This window comes from uncultured Jatrophihabitans sp. (assembly GCF_964246335.1).
Lineage (GTDB): Bacteria > Actinomycetota > Actinomycetes > Mycobacteriales > Jatrophihabitantaceae > Jatrophihabitans.
The window spans coordinates 1-8,335 of sequence record NZ_CAXTQF010000087.1; the positions used below are offsets into that span (position 1 = coordinate 1).

At 70.9% G+C, this 8,335-nt stretch carries 8 protein-coding genes; 4 read left to right on the forward strand and 4 right to left on the reverse strand.

From position 1 onward, the window contains the following. The 4 genes from ACFFCN_RS17240 to ACFFCN_RS17255 all read right to left on the reverse strand — a co-directional run. On the reverse strand, positions 1 to 419 hold a 419-nt coding region (locus ACFFCN_RS17240), incomplete at its 3' end, for an MFS transporter (protein ID WP_375493647.1). Positions 420 to 433: 14 nt separating this feature from the next. After that, the gene (locus ACFFCN_RS17245) at positions 434 to 1,429 is read right to left on the reverse strand and encodes a DNA-3-methyladenine glycosylase family protein (RefSeq protein ID WP_375493648.1); all 996 of its coding nucleotides are present in this window, start codon (positions 1,427 to 1,429) and stop codon (positions 434 to 436) included. After that, the gene (locus ACFFCN_RS17250; RefSeq protein WP_375493649.1) at positions 1,398 to 2,468 is read right to left on the reverse strand and encodes a sugar phosphate nucleotidyltransferase; all 1,071 of its coding nucleotides are present in this window, start codon (positions 2,466 to 2,468) and stop codon (positions 1,398 to 1,400) included. The genes ACFFCN_RS17245 and ACFFCN_RS17250 overlap by 32 nt, the downstream gene beginning before the upstream one ends. A 28-nt stretch (positions 2,469 to 2,496) precedes the next feature. Further along, complete coding sequence (locus ACFFCN_RS17255) at positions 2,497 to 3,765, reverse strand: SpoIID/LytB domain-containing protein (RefSeq protein ID WP_375493650.1); 1,269 nt, start codon at positions 3,763 to 3,765, stop codon at positions 2,497 to 2,499. Positions 3,766 to 4,145: 380 nt separating this feature from the next. On the opposite strand from ACFFCN_RS17255, the gene ACFFCN_RS17260 reads away from it, so the two are divergent. The 4 genes from ACFFCN_RS17260 (at position 4,146) to ACFFCN_RS17275 (ending at position 8,114) form a co-directional block, all read left to right on the forward strand. After that, positions 4,146 to 5,450, forward strand: coding sequence for an LCP family protein (locus tag ACFFCN_RS17260; protein ID WP_375493652.1), 1,305 nt, complete (start codon positions 4,146 to 4,148; stop codon positions 5,448 to 5,450). Positions 5,451 to 5,529: 79 nt separating this feature from the next. Next, entirely contained in the window at positions 5,530 to 6,783 is a 1,254-nt protein-coding gene (locus ACFFCN_RS17265) for an LCP family protein (RefSeq protein ID WP_375493654.1), read from the forward strand. Positions 6,784 to 6,786: 3 nt separating this feature from the next. Continuing rightward, entirely contained in the window at positions 6,787 to 7,506 is a 720-nt protein-coding gene (locus tag ACFFCN_RS17270; RefSeq protein WP_375493655.1) for a TIGR03089 family protein, read from the forward strand. Between the two features lie 92 nt (positions 7,507 to 7,598). Continuing rightward, positions 7,599 to 8,114: a general stress protein gene (locus ACFFCN_RS17275; RefSeq protein WP_375493657.1), complete on the forward strand. Its 516-nt coding sequence runs from the start codon at positions 7,599 to 7,601 to the stop codon at positions 8,112 to 8,114. The last annotated feature ends 221 nt before the right edge of the window (positions 8,115 to 8,335 follow it).

Below are 8,335 nucleotides of genomic sequence, written 5' to 3' on the forward strand. Positions count from 1 at the left end.
CCCATCACCGCTGGGTAGCCGCCGACGACCAGCGCCGCACGGGCCGCGTGGTCGCGGCGCACGATGGCGGGCAGCAGCACGTTGCCGACGGCGATGCCCGCGCCGAGCACCGCGGTGCCGAGCCACAGCCACCCGCCGCCGGGCGCCGAGCGCACGGCGACGCCGAGCGCCACCCCGAGCAGCGCCGCGCCGACCAGCCGCTCGGCGCCCACCCGGCGCGCGACGGGCTGGACGAGCGGCGAGACGACACCGAAGGCCAGCAGCGGCAGCGCGCCCAGCAGCCCCAGCAACGTGTCCGACAGGCCGGTGTCGTCTGCGATCCGGCCGAGCAGCGGGCCCACCGACGTGATCGACGAACGCAGGCAGGCAGCGGCCAGGAACACAGCGAACAGCCCGCGAAGGGCATGCGTCGGCCGCACGTGCGCGTGCGCGCTCAGATCGCGCGGATGTCGGTGTAGTTGAACTTGGGGCCGAAGCGTGGCGCGCCGATGCCGGTCAGCTCGACCAGCCGCATGACCCGTTGCCGCTGGCCCGCCCACGGCGCGAGCAACGCGAGCATCTGCTCGTCCGTGCCGCGGGCCCGGCCGGTCAGCAGGTGCACGACCATGTTCTTGAGGTGGTAGTCGCCGACACTGACCGCGTCCGCGTGCCCGTTCGAGCGCTGCGCCGTCTCCGCGGCCGTCCACTCACCGATCCCGGGGATCAGCCGCAGCCGGGCCAGCGCGGCGTCCGGCGCCATGGCAGCGGCCTCCTCCAGCCGGTTCGCCACGGACGCGGCGGCGCGGATGGCGCGCTGGCGCTTGAGGTCGACGCCCAGCCGGTGCCACTCCCAGGTAGGCAACGCCAGCAGGGCCTGCGCGGACGGCGGCACCCGCATGGCCGCGCGGGCGTCGGTCCCGACGGGGCCGGGCGCAGGCGTACCGAAGCGGTTCAGCAACAGCCGCCACGAGCGCCGCGCCTCTTGGCCGGTGACCTTCTGCTCCAGCACGGCCGGCACGAGCGCGTCCATGACGAGGCCCGTGCACGGCAGCCGCATGCCCGGCCGGCGCCGGCGCGTGCCGTACAACACCGGTACGTCGGCGAGGTCGAGCGCGGACCAGTCGTCGTGCGCACCGAGCAGCGTCGGCACCCGCTCGAGCAACCACGCCGCGCCGGGCCCCCACGCCTGGGCGCGCACCTGCGCGGCCGCGGACGTCGGGTCGCGGACCGCGGCGAGCGCGAGCGTGCCGGCGCCGTCGGGTGTGGCGCAGGACCACCAGAACCGGCCGGCGGTGTCGAAGCGGTGCGCCGGATCGCCGGTACCGCGGGTGAGCGGGCCGAGCGTCGCGCGCAGGTCGACCGGCCGGCCCGGTGACCACACACGCTCCGCGGTTGTGCCAGCACTCACCGACGCATCATCACAGATCGGCGGAGAAGCGCACGGAACCATCGGCGAGCGTGGCGTCCGGCCAGACGCGCGCACCGCCGCGCAGCTCGATGCCGGCGCCGATCCGGGCGCGGTCGCCGATGACGACGTCGTCGAGCACCGTGCCGTCACCGATCACGGCACCGGCGCCGATCACCGAGTTGCGGACGACGACGTCAGCGCCGAGCCGCGCGCCGTCGAACACCACGCTGCCGCGAACGAGCGTGCGTGGCCCGACCGACGCGTCGTGGCCGATCGTCGTGCCCTCGTCGACGACGGCGTCGGACGCGACGTCGGCGCCGGGCAGCAGCAGCCGCTCGCCCGGCTCGGCCACCGCGGGTGAGGGCGCGATGCCCCGGACGAGGTCCGCGGAGCCGGCCACGAAATCTGCCGGCGTGCCGAAGTCGCGCCAGTACCCGGCGGTGAGATGGCCCATCACGCAGCTGCCGGCCGCCAGGAGGTCCGGGAACGTCTCGCGTTCGACGGACACCGGCCGGCCCGTCGGGATCGAGTCGATCACCGACCGGCGGAACACGTAGAGCCCGGCGTTGATCTGGTCGGTGACCGGCTCCGGCTGCTTCTCGAGGAAGGCGAGCACCCGGCCGTCGGCGTCGGTCGGCACACAGCCGTACGCGCGCGCGTCGGCGACCCGGTGCAGGCACAGCGTCACGTCGGCGTCGGCGCTGCGGTGCGTCTCGAGCAACTGGGCGTAGTCGACGCCGATCAGGTTGTCGCCGTTGAACACGAGCTGCGTGTCACCGCGCAGCCGGTCCGCGACGTTGCGGATGCCGCCTCCGGTGCCGAGCGGCTCGGTCTCGACGACGTACTCGAGATCGACGTCCAGGGCGGCGCCGTCGCCGAAGTGGTCCTCGAACACCTCGGCGCGAAACGACGTGCCGAGCACGACGTGCCGGATGCCGGCCGAGCGGATGCGGCTGATCAGGTGCGTCAGGAACGGCACACCGGCGGTCGGCAGCATCGGCTTGGGCGCGGACAACGTCAGCGGCCGCAACCGCGTGCCCAGCCCACCGACGAGGATTACGGCATCGACGTCGTCACGCACGTTCCAGAGCTTTGCAGACGACCGTCCGTCAGGCGTTGCGCAGGGTGAACCACGTCGTGCCGGCACCCAGCGCCCAGTTGAGGTTGTCACCGGTGGTGCTCACCCGCTTGGCCGTCTTGCCGTGCAGGCCGTAGACGTAGGCCGACAGGATCCGGCCGCCGCCCACACCGTGCCCGTCGCGCTTGGTCACGACGATCTTCGTCACCGTGGACAAGCCGTAGTAACGCGCCACCGACGACACCCCGACGGTGCGGTTGTAGCTCAGGAACGGGTCACCCGAACGCTTCGAGTCGTAGGGGTCTCGCTCGGTCACCAGGTAGGGCTTGCCGCCGGACACCGTCCACCCGCCGTTGGACGCGCTGAATTGCGCGAACGCGACGCTGCCCTTGTACGTCAGCACCCGCCCGGCGGAGTCCCTGGCAGCCTGCGAGTCGTCGCCCCACAGCAGTTTGCCCTTCGGCCCGAAGTGCACGTGACCGCCGTAGACCTGGCAGCTCGTGGTGTCGCAGATGTCGTAGTTCGCCGACCGGGGGTGGCGCACGCCGTACAGGCCGTACGTCCGGGCCGCGACCGCCTGGGCCGCGACCGCCTGCCGCGGCCAGGACGCCGGCATCTCGCGGGGCGCGACACCGGCTGTGTAGGACTCGAGCGAGACGCGGTTCACCGTGTAGACCCCGGACGCCGAGCCGGAGCCGGACTTACGGATCGCGCGCAGGGTGCCGTAGTAGGTGGTGCTCCGACCGTCGGTGCGCATCAGGCGTACTGCGCCGCCGTTGCGTCGCCAGAACGTCGTGCCGTTGGGCAGCCCCGAGCGCACGGTCGTCCAGCGCGCGCCGGATCGGGCGGCGAGCCGTTGCAGGGTCTCGGAGTGCCCGCCGCCGGCAAGCAGGCGGTAGCGGGCGATGCCGGCGATCGGCAGCGTGCCGGCAACGCCGCTCACCGAGAGCGCGGACGCCGTACCGACCGTCGTCGTCGATCCGGCACCGCTCAGCCGCACGCGGATCGCGGTCCCTCGGACGTAGCTCAACGTCGTGTGCGGGTAGTAGAACGCGACGATCTGCCGGTAGGAGCGACCGGCGAGCGCAGCGCCTTTGGCGCCGTACTGGCTCATGCCGTGGCCATGACCCTCACCGTGCAGGGTGACGACCATCTTGGTCTTGTGCACGACGAGCGTGTCGGCACCGGCAGCCGGCGCCGTAACCGTCAGTGCTGCGCTCGTCACCAGGGCACCGGCGAGCACCGCCGGAACGACCCGGCGGGCGGAGGAGGCTGCGGAGAGGCGGGGGCTGATGCGCATAACACGAATTCCTCGTCTAGTGCTGGCGCCCCGCCGTCAGGGACAGTACCCAAGTTTGGTTTGTGTGAACAGGCTCGAGCGGAAATTGTCCGGGTCGGATCAGTACGGCCACCCCCGCTCGCGCCGGCCGCGCGCCGAGCGCCCGGGCGGTTAGCCGCGCCGCGAGGCCCGAGGACCTCGACCTGTCCGCGGACGGCGCGGCACGCCGCGCCGTCCGCGGTCAACGCGCCCGGCGGCCGAACCGACCCGCGCGCCCACGCTCACTGGTCGTCGGCGGGCGGGCGCTGATTGCGTCCTTCTCCCTGCTGATCCTGCTGGTCGGCGGCATCAGCTGGGCGACGTTCCAGAACTTCAAGGCCAGCGTGCCGCACGGCGACGCGGTGCCGAGCGACCTGATCGACCCGGACGGCGCGGACCAGAACATCCTGCTGGTCGGCAACGACACGCGCTCCGGCGCGACGCCGGCGGAGCTCAAGGCACTGCACGCAGGCCACGACCTCACGACCGACAACGCGGACACCATGATGGTGCTGCACATCCCGCACAACGGCAGCCGCCCGACGCTGGTGTCCTTTCCCCGCGACTCGTGGGTCACGATCCCCGGCCACGGCAAGGCCAAGATCAACGCCGCGTACCCGGACGGCTACGACGCCGCCAAGCAGGCGCACCGCTCCGAGCAGCAGGCCCAGAGCGCCGGGCTCATCTCGGTCATCCGCACGATCCACGCCCTGACCGGCCTGCACATCGACCACTACATGCAGGTGAGCCTGCTCGGCTTCTACCGCATCAGCGAAGCCATCGGCGGCGTCACCGTGTGCCTCAACGCCGCCCAGAACAAGACCACCGAGGTGGGCGACGGCGCACACGGCAACTCCGGCATCAATCTGCCCAAAGGCGTTTCGGTCATCGAAGGCACCCAGGCACTGGCCTTCGTGCGCCAGCGACACGGTCTGCCGCACGGCGACCTCGACCGCATCAAGCGTCAGCAGTACTTCCTCAAGGCGGCGTTCCAGAAGATCGAGTCCGCCGGCACGCTGCTGAACCCGTTCAAGATGCGCGACCTGCTCAAGGCCGTCGGCTCGTCGCTGCTCACCGACCCGAACCTCGACCTGCTCTCGCTCGCCCAGCAGTTCGAGTCCTTGAGTTCGGGCAAGATCGCCTTCGAGACCATCCCGAACAACGGCCCGCAGATGATCTACCCGGACGGTGTGGCGACGTCGATCGTCGGCGTCGACACCAAGGCGATACCGGCGTTCATCACGCACCTCGAGGGCAAGAGTGCGGACGCCTACGCGAAGGCCACGCCGGCAGCCGCGTCGGCCGTCACGGTGGACGTACTCAACGGTGCGAACGTGCCGCGACTGGCAGGCCGGAACGCCGACCAACTCAAGACGTACGGCTTCAAGGTGGACGTCGTGGATTCCACCGCCAGCACGCCGCACACCACCGTCGAGTACCCGCCGGGCAGCGAGGCACAGGCCAAGGCGGTGGCAGCACGCGTGCCGCACACCGCGGTGCTCGACACCCCCGACGTCAGCCGGGTGACGCTCGTGCTCGGCACCGACGGCGGCGTCGTCGCCGGAGTGCCCACCCTCGGCAAGACGGCTGCCGCCGGCACGACCGCTGCGCCTGCGCACCGGACCAAGGCGGCGGACCCCACGCACGGGCTCGGCTGCATCGACTGACCCGGCCCGCGCACGGCGCAGGTGAGAACGCTTTGAACCTCAGCCGGTTAATACGAGATGAACTTGTAACCTCTCCAGCGTGCCGACCAACCCCCGCGCAGCGGACCCGAACGAACCGCTGCCGGCGTACCTCGACCCCCGCGGCCGCCATCGCGGCAGGCGGACGAGCGGTGGGCACGGGAAGGGCAGCGCCGCACGCGTCGCGCTGTCGGTCGGTGCGCTTATCTCGGTCGCGCTTCTCGTCCTGGCCGGCTATTCGTTCTACACGTTCCGCAACATCAACAACGGCATCCACCGCCTCGATCCGCTGAGCCCGGCCGATCCGACCAACGCCGCCGGGCAGAAGGCGACGCCGTTCAACGGCAAGGACCAGAACATCCTGCTCGTCGGCAACGACGACCGCACAAACATGACCGCGGCCGAGCGCCACCAGCTGCACACCAGCGCGGATGGCGGCAGTCGCAACACCGACACTATGATGATCTTGCATCTGCCGGCGAACGGCAAGCAGGCGACGATCATCTCGCTGCCTCGTGACTCGTACGTGCATATTGACGGCGAAGGCATGAACCGGCTCAACTCGGCGTATCCATACGGCTACGCGAACAACGCGCCGAGCAATGCCTCGGTCGACGATCGTCGGCAGGCCGGAGCCAAGCTGCTGGTGAAGACGGTGCAGCAGCTCACCGGACTGACCATCAATCACTACGTGCAGATCAGCCTGCTCGGCTTCTACGAGATCAGCAACGCCATCGGCGGCGTTCCCATCGATCTGTGCCACAGCGTCAACGACACCCACGCGTACAACGTGGCCAACGGCCAGCCCGGCGGCTCCGGCTTCAAGATGTCGAAGGGCAAGCACATCATCAAAGGCGTGACGGCGCTGGAGTTCGTGCGCCAGCGGCACTTCCTCCCCCGTGGCGACCTCGACCGGGTACGGCGTCAGCAGTACTTCCTCACCTCGGCCTTCCGTCAGGTGGCGTCGGTGGGCATCTTCAGCAAGCTGAACAGCCTCGGCGACGCCGTCAAACGCAACATCTACCTCGACGGCTCACTCAACCTGCTCGACCTCGCCCGGCAGATGGAGGCGTTGAGCGCGAACAACATCAGTGGCAAGACCATCCCGACGACGGAAGCGACGATCGACGGCTCCGACGTCCTCGAGGTCAATCCGACGAAGGTGCAGGCGTACGTGCAGAAGGTGTTGAATCCGCCGCTCGCGTCGCCGTCGCCGTCGCCGTCCACCTCGCGCTCGACCTCGGCGGGTTCGAGCGCGTCGCCGAAACCCAGCGCCAGCACGAGCGCGGCCATCGACGCGAAGTGCGTCAACTGACCCGTGCCCGCGGACACGCCTGAGCATCGATTCGCCGAGCTGGTCGTCACCGAGCCCGCGCGGCCGTTCGTCACCTACTACGACGAGGCGAGCGGCGAGCGCACCGAACTGTCGGTGCGCTCGCTCGGGAACTGGGTCGCCAAGACCCACCACCTGCTCGGTGACGAGCTCGGTCTGGGCGTGGGCGACACCGCCGGTGTCACCCTGCCTGCACATTGGATCTCGGTGTGCGTCCTGCTCGGCTGCCTGACCGCAGGGCTGCAGCTGACCACCGACACGGCGAGCGCCGACGTCGCGTTCGTCGACGCCGGTGACTTGCCGCCGGACCTGCCGCTCGACGCGTTCGCGATCGCGCCGGCGGCCGCCGCGCTGGGATTGCGCGACGACGGCGCGGACGGCGTGCGCGACTACGTCGCCGCGGTGCGCCCCCAGGGCGACGCGTGGGCCGGCGTGCAGCTGCTGGGCGGCGCCGCCGACCCGTGCCTGCCGCACCTCAACCGCGGGCAGGTGCTCGAGCGTGCCCGCAATGCTGCGCGCGACGCCGGCCTGGACACCGGCGGGCGCCTGCTGACCACGCGCGACTGGTCCTCGCCCGACGACTGGCTGGACACCTTCTTCGCGGCGCTCGACGTCGGCGGCTCGCTGGTCATCGTGCACAACTGCACCGACGACGCGGTCCTCGAGCGCCGTTTTGCGCAGGAGCGCGCGACGGCCCGGAACTGATCGACCCAGTCGGCGCACAGCATCGACACGGGTTGCGTACAGCGTCGCCGGGCAGTCTCGAGGGTGTCGGAATCAAGCCCTGGAGGCACCTCATGACCGCGTTCGCCGCTCCGTTCAACCCCACCCCCCAGCAGGCACCGCGCTTCGACGCGGCCTACGAGGCGTGGAACACGGTGGCCACCTACGACGACTACACCGACGCCCAGCGTGCCGTTGACCGGTTGTCCGACGACGGCTTTCCGGTGCAGAACCTCGACATCGTCGGCTCGGACCTGCGCCTGGTCGAACGGGTCACCGGCCGGCTGACCAACGGCCGCGCTGCGGCTGCCGGCGCGGCCAGCGGGGCGTGGTTCGGCCTGCTCATCGGGCTGCTGCTCGGCATCTTCACCGCCGACGGCTGGTTCGGCCTGATCGCCGTCGCTGTCGTGATCGGTGCCGCGTGGGGCGCGGCGTTCGGCTTCTTCGGCCACCGTGCCGCCCGCGGACGCCGGGACTTCGCCTCGGCCCGGATGCTGGTGGCCACACACTATGCCGTGGTCGCGCGGAACGGGCAGGTCGACGCAGCACGGTCTGCGCTCGTCAGCTCCGGGCTGCTCAGCGCTGCCTAGCACGTCGTTCGCCGCGAAGCCTCTTCCGTCCAAGTAAAGTCCGTGTTAGCTTCTGATCCCACAGCGGATCGGGAGAAGCGGCATGACGGCAGCGGCACCACCCGTCGCAGGTCTGAGCGGCCCGGGCGCGGTCGACGCGACGCCCCGCGCCGGCAGGCGGGGCCGTGCCGATCCGCTCCGGGACCGCCGTCGCAGTGCCCGCAGCAGCGGATCGGCACGGC